19 protein-coding genes, 1 other RNA gene and 1 pseudogene are annotated in these 19,295 nt (G+C 30.8%); 14 read left to right on the top strand and 7 right to left on the bottom strand.

Going from position 1 to position 19,295, the window contains the following annotated elements:
- The first annotated feature begins 16 nt into the window (after window positions 1–16).
- From AB8U03_RS01890 to ppdK, 6 genes are all read left to right on the top strand, one after another.
- A complete protein-coding gene (locus AB8U03_RS01890) occupies window positions 17–715 on the top strand; it encodes a diacylglycerol kinase (RefSeq protein WP_369702833.1) in 699 nt (232 codons plus the stop codon).
- 15 nt (window positions 716–730) lie between these two features.
- Window positions 731–1,615, top strand: a complete 885-nt coding sequence (gene era, locus AB8U03_RS01885; protein ID WP_369702832.1) for a GTPase Era — start codon at window positions 731–733, stop codon at window positions 1,613–1,615.
- A gap of 55 nt (window positions 1,616–1,670) precedes the next feature.
- Complete coding sequence (gene recO / locus AB8U03_RS01880) at window positions 1,671–2,429, top strand: DNA repair protein RecO (RefSeq protein WP_369703019.1); 759 nt, start codon at window positions 1,671–1,673, stop codon at window positions 2,427–2,429.
- Between the two features lie 15 nt (window positions 2,430–2,444).
- Window positions 2,445–3,044: a DUF4342 domain-containing protein gene (locus tag AB8U03_RS01875; RefSeq protein ID WP_369702831.1), complete on the top strand. Its 600-nt coding sequence runs from the start codon at window positions 2,445–2,447 to the stop codon at window positions 3,042–3,044.
- Window positions 3,045–3,252: 208 nt separating this feature from the next.
- Window positions 3,253–3,897, top strand: a complete 645-nt coding sequence (locus tag AB8U03_RS01870) for a helix-turn-helix transcriptional regulator (RefSeq protein ID WP_369702830.1) — start codon at window positions 3,253–3,255, stop codon at window positions 3,895–3,897.
- A 77-nt stretch (window positions 3,898–3,974) separates the two neighbouring features.
- A complete protein-coding gene (gene ppdK, locus AB8U03_RS01865) occupies window positions 3,975–6,608 on the top strand; it encodes a pyruvate, phosphate dikinase (protein WP_369702829.1) in 2,634 nt (877 codons plus the stop codon).
- 130 nt (window positions 6,609–6,738) lie between these two features.
- On the opposite strand, the gene AB8U03_RS01860 is transcribed toward ppdK, so the two are convergent.
- The gene (locus tag AB8U03_RS01860; RefSeq protein WP_369702828.1) at window positions 6,739–7,779 is read right to left on the bottom strand and encodes a CotS family spore coat protein; all 1,041 of its coding nucleotides are present in this window, start codon (window positions 7,777–7,779) and stop codon (window positions 6,739–6,741) included.
- 120 nt (window positions 7,780–7,899) lie between these two features.
- Here AB8U03_RS01860 and AB8U03_RS01855 point away from each other — a divergent pair, with 120 nt between their 5' ends.
- From AB8U03_RS01855 to rnpB, 8 genes are all read left to right on the top strand, one after another.
- Entirely contained in the window at window positions 7,900–8,925 is a 1,026-nt protein-coding gene (locus AB8U03_RS01855) for a deoxyguanosinetriphosphate triphosphohydrolase (protein ID WP_369702827.1), read from the top strand.
- Between the two features lie 235 nt (window positions 8,926–9,160).
- Window positions 9,161–10,936, top strand: coding sequence for a DNA primase (gene dnaG / locus AB8U03_RS01850; protein WP_369702826.1), 1,776 nt, complete (start codon window positions 9,161–9,163; stop codon window positions 10,934–10,936).
- Window positions 10,936–12,021 carry an RNA polymerase sigma factor RpoD gene (gene rpoD / locus AB8U03_RS01845; protein WP_369702825.1) on the top strand — a complete coding sequence of 362 codons (1,086 nt, stop codon included), beginning with the start codon at window positions 10,936–10,938 and terminating at the stop codon, window positions 12,019–12,021. The genes dnaG and rpoD overlap by 1 nt, the downstream gene beginning before the upstream one ends.
- 109 nt (window positions 12,022–12,130) lie before the next feature.
- A complete protein-coding gene (locus AB8U03_RS01840) occupies window positions 12,131–13,021 on the top strand; it encodes a PH domain-containing protein (protein ID WP_369702824.1) in 891 nt (296 codons plus the stop codon).
- A gap of 32 nt (window positions 13,022–13,053) precedes the next feature.
- On the top strand, window positions 13,054–13,743 hold the full coding sequence (locus AB8U03_RS01835; protein WP_369702823.1) for a tRNA (adenine(22)-N(1))-methyltransferase: 690 nt from the start codon (window positions 13,054–13,056) through the stop codon (window positions 13,741–13,743).
- Complete coding sequence (locus AB8U03_RS01830) at window positions 13,734–14,549, top strand: Nif3-like dinuclear metal center hexameric protein (protein ID WP_369702822.1); 816 nt, start codon at window positions 13,734–13,736, stop codon at window positions 14,547–14,549. Before AB8U03_RS01835 ends, AB8U03_RS01830 begins: the two co-directional genes overlap by 10 nt.
- 104 nt (window positions 14,550–14,653) lie before the next feature.
- The gene (locus AB8U03_RS01825) at window positions 14,654–15,361 is read left to right on the top strand and encodes a zinc ribbon domain-containing protein (protein ID WP_369702821.1); all 708 of its coding nucleotides are present in this window, start codon (window positions 14,654–14,656) and stop codon (window positions 15,359–15,361) included.
- Between the two features lie 69 nt (window positions 15,362–15,430).
- Window positions 15,431–15,794: RNase P RNA component class A (gene rnpB, locus AB8U03_RS01820), an RNA gene on the top strand.
- A gap of 60 nt (window positions 15,795–15,854) precedes the next feature.
- On the opposite strand, the pseudogene AB8U03_RS01815 reads toward rnpB, so the two are convergent.
- From AB8U03_RS01815 to AB8U03_RS01790, 6 genes and pseudogenes are all read right to left on the bottom strand, one after another.
- Window positions 15,855–15,998 (bottom strand): annotated as a pseudogene (locus tag AB8U03_RS01815) (tyrosine-type recombinase/integrase); the annotation flags it as partial.
- Between the two features lie 158 nt (window positions 15,999–16,156).
- Entirely contained in the window at window positions 16,157–16,717 is a 561-nt protein-coding gene (locus AB8U03_RS01810) for an accessory gene regulator B family protein (RefSeq protein WP_369702820.1), read from the bottom strand.
- The gene (locus AB8U03_RS01805; protein WP_369703018.1) at window positions 16,714–18,027 is read right to left on the bottom strand and encodes a sensor histidine kinase; all 1,314 of its coding nucleotides are present in this window, start codon (window positions 18,025–18,027) and stop codon (window positions 16,714–16,716) included. The genes AB8U03_RS01810 and AB8U03_RS01805 overlap by 4 nt, the downstream gene beginning before the upstream one ends.
- 74 nt (window positions 18,028–18,101) lie before the next feature.
- Complete coding sequence (locus tag AB8U03_RS01800; protein WP_369702819.1) at window positions 18,102–18,245, bottom strand: cyclic lactone autoinducer peptide; 144 nt, start codon at window positions 18,243–18,245, stop codon at window positions 18,102–18,104.
- Between the two features lie 135 nt (window positions 18,246–18,380).
- Window positions 18,381–18,524 carry an aspartyl-phosphate phosphatase Spo0E family protein gene (locus AB8U03_RS01795; protein WP_369702818.1) on the bottom strand — a complete coding sequence of 48 codons (144 nt, stop codon included), beginning with the start codon at window positions 18,522–18,524 and terminating at the stop codon, window positions 18,381–18,383.
- A 338-nt stretch (window positions 18,525–18,862) separates the two neighbouring features.
- Window positions 18,863–19,198, bottom strand: a complete 336-nt coding sequence (locus AB8U03_RS01790; protein WP_369702817.1) for a helix-turn-helix domain-containing protein — start codon at window positions 19,196–19,198, stop codon at window positions 18,863–18,865.
- Window positions 19,199–19,295 lie beyond the last annotated feature (97 nt).

Here is a 19,295-nt window from a genome sequence, read left to right as displayed (position 1 = left end):
AAATGGTGATTGTACAATGAAAGTTAAAAAATTGTTAGATAGCTTCAACTATGCCATTGAAGGTATAATATATTCTGTTAGAACACAGAGAAACATGAAGATACATATGATAGCAGCTGTTTTGGTACTTACTATGTGTTTCTTTTATGATTTAAGTAAAATAGAAATTTTAGCTGTTATAATAGCTACAAGCATGGTTATTATGGCAGAGCTTTTTAATACAGCGGTGGAATTTGCCATAGATGCCACTACCAATTACTATCATCCTCTGGCTAAGATTGCTAAAAATGTAGCAGCTGGTGGAGTGCTGATTGCAGCTATAAATGCTGTAGTAATAGGTTATATAATATTTTGGGATAAATTAAAATATATAAACTTTATGGTTATAAAAAAGGTTAAGAGTACAAATCCCTATACAATATTTATAATACTTGCCATTGTATGTATAACTACTATAATTATAAAAGCTATTTTTGGAGAAGGTACTCCTCTTAAAGGAGGAATGCCAAGTGGACACAGTGCAATAGCTTTTTCTATAGCTACCACTATAGCTTTAATAACAGGGCAGCTGACAGTGGTTATTTTAAGTTATCTCATGGCTTTCATAGTGGCTCAGAGCAGGGTGGATTCAGAAGCCCATTCTATTACGGAAGTGGTTTTTGGAGCAGTATTTGGTATTTTAATAACAGTGTTTCTGTTTACAATATTTGGATAAATAAGGAGAAAATTTATGTTTAAATCAGGATTTATTACAATAATAGGAAGGCCTAATGTGGGAAAGTCCACATTGCTCAACAGCATTATGGGAGAAAAATTATCAATTGTCTCCTGTAAGCCCCAGACCACTAGAAATAATATAAATACTATTTTAACACAGGATAATTCCCAGTTGATTTTTATGGATACTCCAGGTATACATAAACCAAAAGATAAGCTTGGAAATTATATGGTTAAATCTGCTGAAGATTCTATTAGGGATGTAGATTTGGTACTTTTTTTAACTACTCCTGAAGTAGAAATTGGAAGTGGAGACAGATATATTCTAGAGAATATTAAGAAAAGTAACGTACCTGTATTTCTAGTGTTAAATAAAATAGACGAAAATCCTGCCCCCAAAGTGGCGCAAACTTTAAAAAATTATTCTGAGTTTTTTGATTTTAAGGAAATCATACCTATATCTGCATTGAAGGAAAAGAACATAGCAGAATTAATAGACCTTATGGTAAAGTATATGCCAGAAGGACCTAAATATTACCCTGATGATGCTATTACTGATAAACAGGAAAAATTTATAGTAGCTGAAATTATAAGAGAAAAGGCACTTAGACTTCTCTCAAAGGAGGTCCCCCATGGTATAGCCATTGAAATAGTTTTTATGAGAAAGGATTCTAAGGGAATATATAATATAGAGGCAAATATACTTTGTGAAAAAGAATCACACAAGGGAATAATAATAGGTAAAAAGGGTTCCATGCTAAAAAAGATATCCACTTATGCAAGAATGGATATTGAAAAATTTCTAAATTCCAAGGTTTACTTGCAAGTTTGGGTGAAAGTTAGAAAAGAATGGAGAGACAGTGACAGGCTGCTAAAAGAATTAGGATATAAAATATAATATTAAAGAAAAATTTATTTTAAAAAGGATATAATTATAATTAGGAGATGATTCTCTGACTATATTTAAAACTAGAGCTGTAATAATAAAAACACAGGATATAAAGGAATCTGATAAATTAGTTTGGCTTTTTACTGAAAAACTTGGTAAAATATCTACTATAGCCAGAGGAGTAAAAAAGAGCAAAAACTCATTATTTTCAACTACTCTTCAGTTCTGCTATGGTGATTATGTGTTGTATAAGGGAAGAAGTTTATATGTGATAGACGAAAGCAGCTTAATAGATTCCTTTCAAGATTTACTGAATGATTTGAATGATTTAACTTATGCCTCCTATTTTTGTGAATTGGTGGATATAGCCATGAATGATGGAGAAAATAGTGAAGAGATGTTTAGATGTCTGGTTACTTCGTTTTATCTTATGAGGAGTCATGCAGTTGACATTGAAACTTTAGCTAGGGCATTTGAATTAAAAATTTTACAAGCTACTGGGTATGGGCTTAATTTTGACTATTGTATTATGTGCAGAAAAAAGATAACCTCATTTAATTATTTGAGTCTTCAGTATTTAGGAGGGGTCTGTGATAAATGTAAAAAAGTGAATGGCATACATATAGATTATGCTACAAGCAGTGCATTGAAATATTTATCAAAAACTTCCCTTGAAAATGTGTATAAAGTTGTATTGTCCGATAAGGTAAAGAAAGAGTTGTATAAGGTTTTGAAATTGATTATTTCTCAAAATTATTTTAGAAGACCTAAAAGTCTTGATACTCTGGAATATCTTATAAATTTTGAAAAAAATAAAATCTAAAAAGGAGAAAAAAATATGAGTGAGATAACATTGGAAAAAATCGACATTATAAGAGAGAGAACAGGAGTAAATTATTCTGAGGCAAAGGAAGCATTGGAAGCTTGTGAAGGAAATGTAGTTGATGCTCTCATATATATAGAGCAAAATAAAAAATCAACTAAGGATAATTTGTATACTACAAAGGATGAATTTTTAGAGTGGTTAAAGGATTTGGTTAATAAGGGAAATGTAAATAGAATAAAGATAAAAAAAGGTGAGAGAGTAGTAGTGGATATTCCTGTGAATGCAGGCATTGCAGCAACATTGACAGCACTTATATGGCCGCCGCTGATAGCTATAGGAATACTTACTGCTGTGATTACACAGGTGACTATAGAGATAACTAAAGATGATGGAACTGTAGAAGTAGTGAATAAGATAATAAAAGGCGGAGTGAAGAGCACTGTAAGTGATATGAAGGATAAGGTGTTTGATGCAGCAGCTTCAGTTAAGGATAAATTTAAACATAAAGAGGATGAACAAAATAAAAACACATATAAGTATACTGTAAAATTTGATGATATAGATGACAATGAAAAAGGATATGAGGAAGGCACTGATAAGGATAAAAATTAGAGTTATATAATATAATCACATTTAAAACACATATATGAATAGTATATAATTTGAAATTTATTCATAATATTGAATAAAATAATATTTATGTACTATTCATGGATATATATGTGGTATAATAATTTTATGAATTATAACTTGAAAACTAATATTAAATTCCTCTTAGTAAATATGTGCACAATTTATTGATTTACTACAAAGAGAGAGGGTGGACATCATTAAATTATCACCGAGACAAGAGAAAATAATAAAATTAGTAAGGGATCATGCACCAATAACAAGTGAACAGCTTGCATCCAAGCTAAGTGTTACAAGAGCAGCACTGAGGCCGGATTTGGCTATACTTACAATGACTGGCATATTGGAAGCAAAACCTAAAGTAGGATACATATATTCTAGAAAACCTTCCTATAGTTTAATATATGATTATATAATGAATATAAAAGTAAGTGATATAATGTCAAAACCAGTAGTAGTGGATGAAAATACTACTGTTTATGATGCCATAGTATATTTATTTTTAAATGATGTTGGCACTTTATTTATAGAGAATAAAGGGCTTCTTATAGGTGCTGTTTCCAGAAAGGATTTTCTGAAGATATCTATCGGTAGTACTGATATGCATAAAATACCTGTTGGAATAATAATGACTAGAATGCCAAATATAATATTTGTTGAAAAGGATGACGTTGCTTACGTGGCAGCTAAAAAGATAATGGAGCATGAAGTGGATAGCCTGCCGGTTGTAGAAAAATCTCGGGATGAATCAAATAATGAGGTGCTTAAAATTATAGGCAAAGTTTCAAAAACAAATATAACAAGGCTTTTTGTAAAAATAGGGGAAAATAAATAAGTTGGTGAGCGGAATAATTATCCGTTGACATATATAAAAAATATGCAAAATTTTTTAAAAGAGGGGATGTGTTCTATATGGAAGATAAGAAGTATGTATATCTTTTCAATGAAGGAAATGCCGGTATGAGAAATCTACTGGGAGGAAAAGGAGCCAATTTGGCAGAGATGACAAACCTTGGAATACCTGTTCCTGATGGATTTACCATATCTACAGAAGCTTGTACCAAATATTATGAAGATGGTAAAGTAATATCAAAAAGTATTGTAGATGAAATCTATACTGCACTTAAAAAAATGGAAGAGAAAACAGGCAAGAAATTTGGAAATATAGAAAATCCGTTGTTGGTTTCTGTAAGATCAGGGGCAAGAGTTTCTATGCCGGGAATGATGGATACCATACTTAATTTAGGATTAAACGATGACACTGTTAAAGGATTAAGTAAATTGACAGAAAATGAAAGATTCGCCTATGATTCTTATAGAAGATTTATTCAAATGTTTTCAGATGTAGTTATGGGAATTGAAAAGAGAAAATTTGAAGATGTACTGGATGATGCCAAGGATGCCAAGGGTGTTAAATATGATACTGAACTGGAGGCATCTGATTTAAAAGAAATAATCAAAAAATTTAAAAAAATTTATAGTAAGGAAATAGGGAGTGATTTTCCACAGGAACCCAAAGAACAATTAATTAAAGCTGTTACTGCTGTATTTGGATCCTGGGAAAATCCGAGGGCTATAATATATAGAAGATTAAATGATATTTCGGGCAAATGGGGTACAGCTGTAAACGTACAATCCATGGTATTTGGTAACATGGGAGAAACTTCAGGAACTGGCGTTGCATTTACGAGAAATCCTGCTACAGGAGAAAAATCCATATTTGGTGAATATCTTATAAATGCACAGGGGGAAGATGTAGTTGCGGGAATAAGAACGCCTCAGCCTATAACAAAATTAAAAGAAGATCTTCCAGAATGTTATTCTCAGTTTATGGATATAGCCCAGAAGTTAGAAAACCATTACAAAGATATGCAGGACATGGAGTTTACCATAGAACAGGGAAAATTGTATTTTCTGCAAACCAGAAATGGAAAGAGAACGGCACAATCTGCACTTAAAGTAGCAGTTGATATGGTAGAAGAAGGTCTTATAAATAAAGAAGAGGCAATACTTAAAGTTGAGCCTAAACAATTGGATACACTACTTCACCCAAATTTTGACAGCAATGAATTGAAAAAGGCAGCTGTAATAGCAAAAGGTCTTCCAGCATCTCCGGGAGCTGCTTGTGGAAAAATATATTTTACAGCAGAGGATGCTAAAAAACATCATGATCAGGGAGAAAAAGTAATACTTGTAAGATTAGAAACATCTCCGGAGGATATAGAAGGTATGGCAGCTTCAGAGGGTATACTTACAATAAGAGGTGGAATGACTTCACATGCAGCTGTTGTAGCCAGAGGAATGGGAACTTGTTGTGTAGCTGGATGCGGTGATTTGGTTATAAATGAAGAGACAAAAAGTTTTCATGGATCAGGTAAGATATATAAAGAGGGGGATTACATATCATTAGATGGTAGTACTGGGAATGTATATGGAGAACCTATAAAGACAGTATCACCTGAAATATCGGGATATTTCGGTACATTTATGAAATGGGCTGATAATATAAGAAAATTGGGAGTCAGAACCAATGCAGATACTCCAAGGGATGCTAAACAGGCAGTAGAATTTGGAGCCGAGGGAATAGGGCTCTGCAGAACAGAGCATATGTTCTTTGATGAAGATAGAATACCGGAAATGAGAGAAATGATAGTTTCTAAAACAGAGAGGCAGAGAAGAAGGGCATTGGATAAACTTTTACCAAGGCAAAGAGAAGATTTTATCGGCATATATGAAGCCATGGAAGGAAAGCCTGTGACAATTAGGTTCCTTGATCCACCATTACATGAGTTCTTGCCAAGTAATACAGGTGATATACAGGACTTGGCGAAGGAAATGGGAATAAGTTTCCAGGAATTAAAGGATACTATAGAATCTCTTCATGAGTTCAACCCTATGATGGGTCATAGAGGATGCAGATTGACTGTTTCATATCCGGAAATAGCTGAAATGCAAACTAGAGCTATTATAGAAGCTGCTATAGATGTTAAAAAGAGAAAGGGATATGATATAGTACCGGAGATAATGATACCTCTTATAGGAGAGATAAAGGAATTGAAATACGTTAAGGATATAGTTGTGAAGGTGGCAGATGAAATAATAAAAAATAGCGGAATAGAATTAAAATATCAGGTTGGAACTATGATAGAAATTCCGAGAGCTACCCTTACTGCTGACGAGATAGCAACTGAAGCCGAGTTTTTCTCATTTGGAACCAATGATTTGACTCAAATGACTTTTGGATTTTCAAGGGATGACTCAAGTAAGTTTTTAAATGCATATTATGATAAAAAAATATATGAATTCGATCCATTCCAAAAGATAGATCAGATTGGAGTGGGAAAACTTGTGGAAATGGCTGTGAAGTTAGGTAAAAAAACAAGACCCGATATACATCTTGGGATATGCGGTGAACATGGGGGAGATCCTTCATCAGTAGAATTTTTCCACAATGTTGGACTCCATTATGTTTCTTGTTCCCCGTTTAGGGTACCAGTGGCAAGGTTGGCTGCAGCTCAGGCCCAGGTAAAAAATCCAAGACAATAGTGTAAAATTTACAGCTAGACAGATAATAGGCAAAGTTTTACTGTGTCATTAAATAGTTCTAAAATAATTAACCGACCTTTCCATTTTTATGGAAAGGTCGGTTTTGTAATCATATAGATGTTTATAAAAATTATAAAAAAGTAGTGTTGAACTTTTTTTCTACGTATTTTCCAAGTCCTATTGTAAATTCAAGCTGATTTATGCAGTTTACAGAAGATTTTTTTAATAAGTAAAAAAAGGAATTATGATTACACTTTAATATATTATTGTAGTAATCTCTGGATATCTTCCAAAATTTTTGAGGAAAAGCCAGGTATGAGATAATATATTTATAGTCATCTAAATTTAATAGAAAATTTTTTTCATATAATTCCAGACAGGATATAGTGGCATCCAGTTTCCAGTTGGTAGTATTTCTTTTTAAAAATCTCCTTAAAAAATAAGATATATCATGAGCACAATAGGCCATGCTGCACTTGTCAAAATCAATTACCCAGATGTTATCACTTTCATCAAATATTATATTTTTATTTACATAATCCAGATGGCACAGACAGGTGCTTAAGTTTTTGTAATCAATAGTGGAAGATATTCTAGTTGATATTTTAGCCAGTATAGAATTGATCTCAAAATATTGTAAAAATAACAGGGAGAATTTATCCTCATATTTAAAAGCCAGATTCGAACAGTTTAAAATTTGACTGAAGTGCTTTTCAAAGGATATATATATTTTTTCGAAATTTACTCTTTTAAAACTCCCCTCAATTGGAGTAAAGTTTTTGCTTGTACTATGCATTTGGGATAAATTAGAAACTGCCTGAAATAGATGCGTACTGTTGTCATAATTACATTTCGTGCCAATTATCCAGGGAGTCATTATAAAGAGCATTTCCTTGTATTTTACAAATCGTTCTCTATGTGCTGTAGGCAATATTCTGGGCACTCTGATTTCATTTCGAAAAAGCCATTCTATGGCAGAATATACAAAGAGCAAATTACCTTCATCAAAATATACTTTTTTTAAGCAATAACTTTTATTTAAATAGTCTATTTTATATACAGCTCTTTGTTTATCTGTATCTTTAAATTTAATTCTAGTTATATTTGCATTGACCATATTATAATGAGGCAGGACGTATTTTTTTACGTTTTCCTCAGATAATAAATCCATATAAAACTCCTTAAAAGTTCTTTCTCTATAATAATATTAAAAGTTTCTTCATATTATACATTTTCCATAAAAAAAGGAGTTTTTAAATATAAAATAGAATAAATTCATGAGGTGAATTATATGAATGTAAGAGAAAAAATAGAAAAAAAGGAAGAATTGATATTAATACCTCAAGCCGCTCTTTCCGTTAAAACAGTGGGAAGGAATGTTAAAGAAAAAAAAGATGATATTAGAACTGATTATATGGTGGACAGGGATAGGATAATACACAGCAAATCATTTAGAAGGCTTAAGCATAAAACTCAGGTGTATATAAAGACACCGGGAGATCATTATAGAACCAGGCTTACTCATACATTGGAGGTAAATCAAATAGGAAAAACAATAGGTAAGGGAATAGGGCTGAATGAGGACTTGATAGAGGCCATAGCAATGGGTCATGATATCGGGCATGTAGCTTTTGCCCATAGTGGTGAGGAGTTGCTGGATAAACTTTTACCGGAAGGGTTTAAACACAATGAAAATAGTATAAGGGTGCTTACTAAAATAGAAAAGCAGGGAAGAGGTCTCAATTTGACAGAAGAAGTGTTGAATGGGATATTATATCACAGTGGATTTTCAAGTAAATCAAAAGCTTCCACCTTGGAAGGACAGGTGGTTAGATATAGTGATAAGATAGCTTATGTGAATCATGATATAGATGATTCCATAAGAGCAGGATTATTGGAGCCAAAAGATATACCTGAGATCTCGGTAAAGTTACTGGGAGATAGTAACAGTGACAGAATAAATACATTGGTAAAAGACTGTATTTATACTACTATAGAAAATATTAAAAATGGAGTAAAACAAGTAGCTCTAAGTGATGAAGTATTTAATGCACTTTATATTTTAAGAAATTTTATGTTTGAAAAGATTTATAAGGGAGACATACTAAAATCCGAGAGGAACAAAGCTAAATTTGTGCTCGAGCAGGTGTTTAACCACTTTTTCAAATATCCAGATAAAATGCCGCAATTCTATTTAAGCATTGTGGAAAAAGAGGGACTCTATAGGGGGGTAGCAGATTATATATCTGGAATGAGCGATGATTATTGCCTTATAATGTTTCATAATATATATGTGCCTAAATTTGTTATATATTAAAGAATAATTTTTATCATTATATGGGTAAAATACAATTAACAATATAGGAAGATAATAGCATAGAGTGAAAATTAAATATTTGTCTTATTGAAGGATATTTAATTTTTGTAAAGAATATATATAATATATTCTACTTCAAAAATAAAAATATTTATTGTTAAAGAAGGAATATAGTAATTTATGTCGAATATATTTATTCTTGAACATAATAATTTAAGATAGGTGGGATTATTTAGTGATATCGGAAGATGTCATTCAAAAAGTAAAAGATGAAAATGACATAGTAGACGTGATATCTGAAAGTGTAAAGCTTAAAAAATCAGGCAGAAATTACTTGGGATTATGTCCTTTTCACCACGAAAAAACTCCTTCTTTTAGCGTATCTAGAGATAAGCAAATATATAAGTGTTTTGGATGTGGTGAGGCAGGCAATGTGTTCACCTTTGTAATGAAATCTAAAAATTTGAATTTTCCAGAAGCAGTAAAGTTACTGGCAGATAGAGCAAATATAGATATAGATTTTGACGAAGATAAAGACAATATTAGAAAGAATACATTTCAAAAACTCTATAAATTAAATGTAGAAGCTGCAAGATATTTTTTTAATTGTTTAAGAAGAAACAAAAGGGCTAAGGATTATTTGTCGAATCGAGGCATAACTGAAAATACCATAAAAAGATTCGGTCTTGGGTATTCTGTTGACAGCTGGAATCATATGCTAAAATTTTTAAAGAACAGGGGATTTACGGAACTGGATATGATTTCTGTTGGACTTATAGTTAAAAGCCAAAAAGAAAATTATTATGACAGATTTAGAAACAGAATAATTTTTCCTGTATTTGATAGTAGAGGAAGAGTAATAGGATTTGGAGGAAGAGTACTGGATGATTCAAAGCCTAAGTATTTAAATTCACCGGAGACCCCTCTTTTTAAAAAAGGGATAAATCTTTATGGACTGAATTTTGTAATGAAAAGTGATTTTTCAAGAGTGCTTATAATTGTAGAAGGATACATGGATTGTATAGCTCTGCATCAGTGTGGCATAACAAATGCCGTAGCTTCTTTGGGAACAGCTCTTACTGTAAATCAAGCCAGGCTTATGGCAAGATATGCAGATAAAGTAATAATATCTTATGATGCAGATACAGCAGGTCAGATGGCTACAATGAGGGGAATGGATATACTTAAAGATGCTGGATTAGAAGTTGAAGTTTTGCAGATACCCAATGGGAAGGATCCGGATGAATTTATCAGAAATAATGGGAGAACAAACTTTTTAAGGCTTGTGGATAAAGCTCTTCCTCTTATAGAATATAGAATTCAAAATGTAAAAAGAAATATAAATTTTAATAATTCTGAAGGTACTATAAAGTATGTAGAGGAAGTACTTAAAGTATTAGCTAAGGTAGATCCTATAGAAAGAGAAATATATTTAAAAAGATTGTCAGAAGAAACAGGTATAAGAGATCAGGTGCTTTATGACATGTTAAATACAAGCAATGTTCAAAAAAATGTAAAAAAAGATGAAAATATGAATATAGATACAAGTTTTGGACAAAAATTATATTTAGAGCCAGCTTATTTAAAGGCAGAGAGAGCTCTTTTAAAATTAATCATGGAAGATGATATGGCTTTTAAGTATTCATTGGATAAAATAAAAGATGATGATATTATATTGAAAAGCCATAAAAAAATATATCAATATATAGTGGAAAACATAGAATATGATATAGAAAAGAGAAAAAGACAAATTGAGATAAGATGTAACGACCTTGATACGTCTAAAGAATGGATTGAAATTATGGATACTGAAATTTTATATGATAATTATGATTACAAGAGTTTACTGGATAATTTCGTAAATAAGATTAAAAAACATAGATTAGAGGAATCTAAAGATTATATCATCAGTAAAATAAAAGAATATGAATCTGGAGGAAAATTAAAAGAATCTTTAGAATTGGCACAGAAGTTAATTGAAATACAGAAAAGGATTGGTGGAATGCAGTAATGGTTAAAGGAGGCAAGAAAATGAAGGATAAAAGTTCAAAGATACAGCTGGTTAGAAAACTTATGGAAAAAGGAAAGAAAAATGGTACTTTAACTTATAAGGAAATAATGGATGAATTGGAAGAGGTGGACTTAAGTCCTGAGCAGATAGAAAAAATATATGAAACACTTGAATCAATAGGAGTAGAAGTAACCGGGGATATGGGTGAGGCGGAAGTAAGTGAGAAAACCCTGGATCTATCAGTTCCAGAAGGTGTGGCCATAGATGATCCGGTTAGAATGTACTTAAAGGAAATAGGTAAAGTTCCTCTGCTTTTGCCAGAAGAGGAAGTATCTCTTGCAAAGAGAATAGAGGAAGGAGATCAAATTGCTAAAAAGAAACTGGCAGAGGCTAATTTAAGGTTGGTTGTCAGCATAGCAAAAAGATATGTGGGTAGAGGAATGTTATTTTTGGATTTAATCCAGGAAGGAAATCTAGGCCTTATAAAGGCAGTAGAAAAGTTTGATTATAGAAAAGGCTATAAATTCAGCACATATGCTACCTGGTGGATAAGGCAGGCAATTACAAGGGCAATTGCAGATCAAGCTAGAACCATAAGAATACCTGTTCATATGGTGGAAACCATAAATAAGCTCATCAGGGTTTCAAGACAATTACTTCAGGAATTAGGAAGAGATCCCCATCCTGAAGAGGTAGCCGAAATAATGGAAATGCCTGTAGATAAGGTTAGGGAGATTATGAAAATAGCACAGGAACCTGTGTCGCTTGAAACACCTATTGGGGAAGAAGAAGACAGTCATCTTGGAGATTTTATACCAGACGATGAGGCACCAGCCCCAGCAGAAGCAGCAGCTTTTACAATGCTTAAGGAACAACTTATAAATGTGCTGGATACCTTAACACCAAGGGAGGAAAAGGTCTTAAGACTGAGGTTTGGGTTAGATGATGGAAGAGCCAGAACTTTAGAGGAAGTTGGAAAAGAGTTCAATGTAACCAGGGAGAGAATAAGACAAATAGAGGCTAAGGCCCTTAGAAAGCTGAGACATCCAAGCAGGAGCAAAAAATTAAAGGACTATTTAGATTAAAGCACCCACCGAAGGTGCTTTTTACTGCCCATAACTATTATGTATTGAGAATATGGTAAGCTGGCATGTGATTTATGCTATAATAATTAGTAAAGAAGGTGATGATAGAGTGAAAATTATCTATAAGGCTGCAAGGGGAGTAGGAGTGTATTTTATTATAGGCTTGATGGCTTTATATGATACTCTATTGATAATTTTAATAAATTTTGCAAATTCTTATGAAATATATAATTTATTAAAATTAGCATTGATATCTCTGAATACGTACCAACTTTATTATATTATTATCTGCGGAACGCTTAAATACTCAATAGATGAGGATAACTTGTATATAACCAGTGCATTGGGACTTAAAAATGAAAAAATTCCATTTCACCAAATTCAGATGTATCAAAAATCGCAGGGTCATGTAAAAGGAGTAAAGTTAGCAGGGTATGGTAAAAGCAAATTTGCTATAGGAAGATCATTTATTGATAAAATAGGCAATACTTATATGTTTGTTACTTCAAATAAAAATGTAATATATTTAAAGACGGACACTATAAGCTATGGATTGTCTCCAGAAAATTTTCAGGAATTTGAGGGAGAATTAAAAAAAAGAAAAATAAATTGTTTTAAGTGGGAAAATAAATTAAATAAGAATATTCCAATAAACAGGGAACCAAAATTTTTCGTTCCATTTATAGTTACAACTATAATAGTGATTCTACTTACTTTAAATCCAATAGCTATATACCTTAGTGGAAAATTACCGGATAAAATGCCTATTAGTTTTAATACAGGCTTTATTGCCGTGAAATTTGGGACAGGTAGGCAATTTGCGTTTAAGCAGATGGTTTATGGACTTTTAAATATGGGAGTACTGTTTTGTATGTATTATGCAGGATATATTTATTCAAAATATGACAAAAAGTCTTCTTACAAATTTATATACATCTCTTTAATAGTAGCAGCATTTTATCTAATTATGCAGGTAAAGATACTCTATACTTTTAGATAAAGTTATATATTTATATTAGAATGGAGAATTTTATGGATATTAGTTTAAGACTTAAAATTGTGGCACAGATGGTGGATAATTGTGACTGTGCAGCGGATATAGGTACAGATCATGGGTATATTCCCATTTATTTGATAAAAAACAATATTTGCAAGAAGGCTATAGCATCTGATATAAATGTGGGACCTATAGAGAGAGCAAAGCTTAATGTAAAACTTGAAAATTTGGAAGATAAAATAGATTGTAGGCTTGGAAGCGGACTTTCTACCATAAGTCCAGGTGAAGCTGAGGAAGTAATAATTGCAGGCATGGGTGGAAATCTCATACGTGATATAATAGAAAATCACATGGAGGTGTTCAAAAAGTCAAGATCTTTTATACTTCAACCTATGCAAAATTCGGAAGTGCTGAGAGAGTATATTTATAAAAGAGGATTTAAAATAGCAGATGAAGAATTATGTATTGACGAAAATAGATTTTATGAGATAATAAAGATAGAATACGATACTGTTGTAAAAAAGGTAGATAGTATATTTTATGAAGTGGGAAAAATACTAGTAGAGAAGAGGCACAAATATCTCTTTGAATTTATAGAAAACAAGATAAAAAATTGCAACAAGATAATTTTAAATATAAAAGACAATACAGAATCGGCAAATAAAAGGAAGAAGGATTTGGAAGTGAGAATAAAGAGATTGCAGGAGTTGATATCATGTATCTAAAAATAAGAGATATACATAACATAGTGGAAAGGCATGCACCCTCCATACTTAAAGAAAATTATGACAATGTAGGTCTTATGGTAGGTGATATGGAGTGCAAGGTTACTTCTGTGCTGGTGTCTTTGGATTGTACATTGAAAGTAATAGAAGAAGCAAGACAAAATAACTGCAATCTCATATTTACCCATCATCCGCTGTTATTTAAAAGACCGGATACCATAACCGCGGATACCTTGATTGGTGAAAAAATAATAAAATTAATAGAAAATCATATAAATGTGTATTCCTGCCATACTAATCTTGATTCTGCAGAGGGAGGAATAAATGATATAATCATGGAATTGCTTGATTTAAACTGCAATAATATCATTGAACCGTTAAAAAATGAAGATGGAAGAGAATGTAAAGACGGTATAGGAAGGATCAGCGAACTTGAAGAACCCATTATTTTGAGTGAACTCTGTAATAGAGTGAAGAGATGTTTGGGAATATCTTCATTAAGATATGTAGGACATGAATTTAAGCTTATAAAAAAAATAGCGGTTATAAATGGAAGCGGTCAAAGTTATATTAATGAAGCCGTATTACAAGGAGCTGATTGTATAATTACAGGGGACACTACTTATCATTATGTAAGTGATTTTGAGGAGCAGGGTATAGCTGTAATTGATGGTGGACACTTTGGAACTGAATGGCCTGCAATGAAAAAGGTGGCAGTCTTTTTAGAAAATGAAATAAAATCTCTTGGATTTGAGAATAGTGTAGTTTTGTCAAAAGTTAATATGGATCCGTATAAATATAAGTAGAAATGAATTTGAATTCATTTCTACTTTTTTAATATAGAGGATTTGAGTGTACCAGCAAGAACTGTTAAAAATGTCGTGCTAATAAACACATAGGGAGGAAATGAATGTTAAATTTACTTTTGAAAATTCAGCAAAATAAAGAGACCATAAAAAAGACAAAAGAAGCCCTAAAAGAAGAATCAAATAATAATTTTATGAGAAAAATGAAAAAAGAGTTTGAACAGGAAAAGGCAAAATATAAGATTATAGACTCTAAACTTAAAGAAGTTAGGCAAAATATTGAACAATTGGATAAAAGACTGAATAATTTGAAAAAGGAAATGGACCTAGAGGAAGCTAAGCTTTATGGAAATTTAAAATATGATTTGAAATTTATAAATACATTGGAAAAATCCATTAAGCTAAAAGAACATGAGATAAAAAGTTTGGAAGAAGACAGCCTAAATGCGTTGTATGAGGAAGAAAACTCATTAAAAGAAAGGGAAATCAGCGGCAGAAAATTAGTAGATATAAAGGATGAATTTTATAATCATAAGAAAATCATTAATGAAAAAATAATCAAAGCTAAAGAAGATATAAAAATAGCTGAAGACAATATATTAAATTGTGAAAAAAAAGTTCCTAAAAAATTATTGGATAAGTTTAATGAATTATGCTCAGTTAAAGGTACAGGAGCTGCAAAATTATCAAATGGAGTGTGTCTTGGATGTAGAATGAAAGTATCTGCTATAACTATAGATGATATTAAAAATAATAAGGACATAGTTTATTGCGACAATTGTGGAAGAATAATACATTACCATGATAAATAATAAAGTACCTAAGGTGAAATTTTAAGATACTATTGTAATATAACATTAACTATGATATTATGAATATCGTAAGTAAATCAGACAATCGCTGCTGTAGAATTACAGGAGAGGAAAGTCCGAGCTTCATAGGGCAGGGTGCTGGGTAATACCCAGTCAGGGTGACTTGAAGGAAAGTGCAACAGAAATATACCGCTGCAGGTAACAGAATATCTTGTTTTGTCCTGTAGTAAGGATGGAAAGGCGAGGTAAGAGCTCACCAGCGCAGGGGTGACTTTGCGGCTATGTAAACCCCATCTGAAGCAAGATCGAATAGGAAAGCATAAAAAAGTGGCCCGCTTTGCTTTCGGGTAGTATCGCTGGAGCTTATTGGTAACAATGGGCCTAGATAGATGATTGTCTAATACAGAACTCGGCTTATAGATTTGCTTAACCATTGAAAACACTGGGCTTACAGCTTAGTGTTTTTGATTTTGCCACCGATTTGCCACCGTAATCATCCCTGAATTAGTTTTGATATACTATCTGTGGCCCGCTTTTGCATTTTCTTATTTACATGGGAATATATATTTGCAGTAGTGAAAATGTCCTTATGACCAAAACATTCCTGGATAACTTTTAAATCATTCCCCTCCTGGAGTAAAAGAGTTGCATTTTACTATTTATTTCACCAATATAAAAATAGCAGCTCCAGGTTTTGCCACGTTTTCTAACTCCGCCTTTCAATAGAATTCCTCCTTTAATACAAACTTATGTTCTTTATAAAATTGAAAAATATATAGGAGATGTATTTTACTATTATGCTCCTATATTTAATTTACCTATTAGCATCATTAATGTTGCAGTAATAATTGAAATTACAGCAGTAGATAAGAATTTATTTGAAATAAAATAACACATTATAATTAGCAACATAGTAATTAATATTGAATAATGTCTAAGTTGATTTCGTCGACTTTCGCTTTTTATCTTTTTATTAATATTATCTACAGGAGAGAAAATACAAATTAATATAAAAGAAATACTTAATAAAAATATTATAAAAATATTATTAATTATCATATATTTACCAGCAGTAACTATTATATAAAATATAATAAAGCTAATAAAAAAGCAACCCCAATAAGTTTTTGCATGGTATCCACCTGAAAATAATCTAATGGGGCAAAAAAATAAAAGGGTAATTATATAATAATTTTGTAAAGAAAATATCCAGAATATAATAAAATAAGGTATTAATTTTGTAATTTCATCAAAAGTACAAACTAATCCATATTCCATTTTTCTTAATTGTAGTTCTGAAAATTCAGGGTTAGATTCAGAAATTTTTTTTACTAAACAAGCTATAAGTTTATTCATTTATCATCACCCTTTATTTTAAATGAGACTAAAAATTTAGTTATTTCAGAATTACTTTCTAGCGATATACAGCCATTGTTTCTCTCAATTAATTGTTTAGTAATATATAGGCCAAATCCATGGTCACCTGATTTTTCAGTTTTTGTGGAAAAACCTTTTTCAAAAATTTTATTTTGTATATTTTTAGGGATCATGCTGGCATTATCAGAGATTTCAATATAAAATTTATTATCTTCAATAAAAGTATCAAAGGTTATTTTTTTACTTTCAATATTGGATTCAGGTTGAAATGATTCAAACGCATTGTCTACAAGATTGCTTATAATACTTATCAATTCGTTTTCTTTAATCTTTAGTTTGCTAAAAGGTTCATCAATCATTATATCAAAATTTATATTATTTTTAACTGCGTAGTTATTTTTAATAGATAACAATCCATCCAAATAGTCATTACCTGTGGCTATGTACTTGAATGATGAATGGAGATTGTCTGAGATTCCATCTACATAATTTTTTATTCTTTCAACGGTATTTGGTCTATTTAATGAACAAAGTCCCCATATAACATTAATATGATTAGCAAAATCATGCTTTTCCTGTCTGATTATACTAATTATTTCTTCCATATTTTTAATTTGGTGTTCTTGAATCTTATAATTTGCTTTTATGTTTATAAATTTTTCGTGCTTTTTTAGCTCTTTAAGTCCTATTATTAAAAATATAAGATATAAAATAAAAATTAAGATGTTATATAGCTTTGTGATCTTCATATTGAATGTGCTAAAATTTACAATAAATATAAAAAAACCGAGCATTCCTACCTGAAGCATTAAACTGGACATAGAAGTACCTTTATCTTTAATGGAAAATTTATTAAATTTAAAGATAGCTAATATTATAAATATTTGAAGTAGTTTGGATATTATTAAAAAGATCCAAAAATATTTTTGAATTAAAAATAATTGATCTAAATTTATATTAAGTATAAACAGTTCAATAATTTCGGTAAGACTTTCAGTAACAAAAATTATTGAAAGAAATGAAAAAAATATTACAGATGAAATGGAAAAATTTATTTTTGTAATATAAGCTAATAGTAGAATGCAAAATATTAAAATTATTAATGTATGATAGATTTTAGTAACATAATATGTACTAAAATAACTAGCAATAGTATATAATATGCAAAAATAAATCGTTTTAATTCTATTTTTCCGTATAAATGTTTTATTATCATATAATGATTCAAAGAGTATCAAAAAAAGTATAGATTCTATTCCGTCTGATAATATTTCTCTTACAATGCCCATATTTTTCTCCCATGCATGTTTTAGGTTTTCCCATAGATATATTATTAAATAATCCAAGGAAAAACCTCATCTAGTTACTTCAAAAGCTCATCGGGACATTTCGGTTGATGTCCGCTAAGAAGTGAATTTGGAAATAATACGAGTGAACCTAGAAATAGCGCTATAGAGCCTACCATTTTCGTAGATTTCTTTAAAAGACGTTTCTTGAAAGATTTCATTTCTATAACCTCCTATAATTTTGTGAAAACAGCTTAAATACACATTATTTTATATATTCTATAATAATTTTATTTTTCCTGCATAATCTGTAAGAATATTAGACTTAACCTAAAGAAATATACTTTAGATTAAGTTTAATATTTTTTTCCTAATTTATAATAATATACAATGAGCTTGTCCAATTGCTGACTTACCTCTAATATTTCCTCATTTGTATATTTATTTGAATCGAGCATTTTATTTAATTTATCTCTTAATTCTTCTAATAGTTTTTCCATATATTTTAAATTCCTTACCATTTATATACCAACTTTTACATTATATAATATAAAAACTGGTTATTCAAGTAAATGTTTAGAAAATTTTATATATTTGATCACATAATTAATAGAGTTAATGGATAATTATCTAATATAAACTTATAATTATAAAATTTTCTCCATTAGGTAAAAATAAAAACTCAAAATCATAAAATTGAGTAATCTACTTAGTACCATATAATTTATTTGCTACAGAATCAGCGGATGTTTCATATATGTATACTGCATATCCAGTCCTATCATATAGGCAAGTTTAGCCATATCATCAGCATCCTCAATTGCTTTTATAATTCTGATTATTTTTTTATATCGTTGGGATCCATATTCCTAGTTTGCTTGAATAGTAGTTTTAAATCTTCTCTTTCTTTTAATTCATCCCAGAATTGAGCTAACTCCGGATCATCATTTAGGGATTCAGTTATTTTGCTAGAAGAATCATTTGAGTTTTTAATGTTAGTATTACCAAGTAGGTAATCAGTAGAACATTGGAAATACTCGGCTAATTGGTTTACAAAATCAATATTTGGTATTCGTAAATTATTTTCATATCTGGATAGAGTAGATTTAATTGTATTTAAAATTTTTGCAAGCTCATCTAAAGTTATATTTTTAGCTGCTCTAAGCTCTTTCATTATTTGATTAAAAGCTGCCGTAATAACACCTTTTTAAAATCATAATATCATTTAGTTGCCAAATAAATAACAAATGAAGTAGTGTAATTATTTCATG

The sequence above is a fragment of the Clostridium moutaii genome (genome assembly GCF_041205085.1).
GTDB classification, from domain to species: Bacteria; Bacillota; Clostridia; order Clostridiales; family Clostridiaceae; genus Clostridium_B; species Clostridium_B moutaii.
Note: the sequence above shows the minus strand (reverse complement) of the source record. Positions and strands in the feature narration are given on the sequence as shown.

Excerpts from the sequence above, each read along its gene's own strand:
- AB8U03_RS01890 (WP_369702833.1), top strand. The coding sequence starts at position 17 with ATGAAAGTTAAAAAATTGTTAGATAGCTTCAACTATGCCATTGAAGGT.
- era (WP_369702832.1), top strand. The coding sequence starts at position 731 with ATGTTTAAATCAGGATTTATTACAATAATAGGAAGGCCTAATGTGGGA.
- AB8U03_RS01875 (WP_369702831.1), top strand. The coding sequence starts at position 2,445 with ATGAGTGAGATAACATTGGAAAAAATCGACATTATAAGAGAGAGAACA.
- ppdK (WP_369702829.1), top strand. The coding sequence starts at position 3,975 with ATGGAAGATAAGAAGTATGTATATCTTTTCAATGAAGGAAATGCCGGT.
- AB8U03_RS01860 (WP_369702828.1), bottom strand. The coding sequence starts at position 7,779 with ATGGATTTATTATCTGAGGAAAACGTAAAAAAATACGTCCTGCCTCAT.
- AB8U03_RS01855 (WP_369702827.1), top strand. The coding sequence starts at position 7,900 with ATGAATGTAAGAGAAAAAATAGAAAAAAAGGAAGAATTGATATTAATA.
- rpoD (WP_369702825.1), top strand. The coding sequence starts at position 10,936 with ATGGTTAAAGGAGGCAAGAAAATGAAGGATAAAAGTTCAAAGATACAG.
- AB8U03_RS01835 (WP_369702823.1), top strand. The coding sequence starts at position 13,054 with ATGGATATTAGTTTAAGACTTAAAATTGTGGCACAGATGGTGGATAAT.
- AB8U03_RS01830 (WP_369702822.1), top strand. The coding sequence starts at position 13,734 with ATGTATCTAAAAATAAGAGATATACATAACATAGTGGAAAGGCATGCA.
- AB8U03_RS01825 (WP_369702821.1), top strand. The coding sequence starts at position 14,654 with ATGTTAAATTTACTTTTGAAAATTCAGCAAAATAAAGAGACCATAAAA.
- AB8U03_RS01810 (WP_369702820.1), bottom strand. The coding sequence starts at position 16,717 with ATGAATAAACTTATAGCTTGTTTAGTAAAAAAAATTTCTGAATCTAAC.
- AB8U03_RS01805 (WP_369703018.1), bottom strand. The coding sequence starts at position 18,027 with ATGGGCATTGTAAGAGAAATATTATCAGACGGAATAGAATCTATACTT.
- AB8U03_RS01800 (WP_369702819.1), bottom strand. The coding sequence starts at position 18,245 with ATGAAATCTTTCAAGAAACGTCTTTTAAAGAAATCTACGAAAATGGTA.
- AB8U03_RS01795 (WP_369702818.1), bottom strand. The coding sequence starts at position 18,524 with ATGGAAAAACTATTAGAAGAATTAAGAGATAAATTAAATAAAATGCTC.
- AB8U03_RS01790 (WP_369702817.1), bottom strand. The coding sequence starts at position 19,198 with ATGAAAGAGCTTAGAGCAGCTAAAAATATAACTTTAGATGAGCTTGCA.